The organism is Vibrio sp. 1288 (assembly GCF_033344475.1).
Window position 1 is genome coordinate 1 of sequence record NZ_JAWPOX010000871.1, and the last position, 578, is coordinate 578.

Annotated in this window: 1 protein-coding gene; it reads right to left on the bottom strand. The window is 47.9% G+C overall.

Annotated elements, in window-relative coordinates:
* Positions 1–578, bottom strand: a 578-nt coding sequence (locus R8O11_RS29825) for a Mur ligase family protein (RefSeq protein ID WP_318195206.1), incomplete at both ends; no start/stop codon positions are given.

Below are 578 nucleotides of genomic sequence, written 5' to 3' on the forward strand. Positions count from 1 at the left end.
AGTTGTTTCGCCCACGCAGCGCCAACTTCGTCATCAACATTGATGATTGCTTGATCACATTGATGCTGGGTAAACAGCGTTAGTTTGGCGTTGGCGTACTCTTCCATCGTACCGTGATAATCAAGATGGTCTCGGCTCAAGTTGGTAAATACGCCAGCAGCAAAGGAAAGGGATTTAACGCGGCCTTGGATCAAGCCATGAGACGGCACTGCTAACGCCGTATATTGCGCTTGTTGTTCGGCCAAAGAAGCCAGCGTATGCTGGATTTCCACCGCGTTTCCTGTCGTGTTCGCCGCTTCTTTTAAATCATCTAAGAAACCATTACCTGTGGTGCCCATCACTGCTGCTTTTGAGCCAACTAATCCAATCCACTGCGCGATAAGCTGGGTGATGGTAGTTTTACCGTTTGTACCTGTCACACCAATCAACTTCATATCAGGATAGGTGTACAACTGGCCGGCAATTTCAGATAAACATTTATCAAGCGCATCGAGATAAACCACCGGAATATCATCGATGATGTCGATTGTGCCATGCGCTTTAACATCACAAGCCTGGGCAATCACCGCATTGGCACC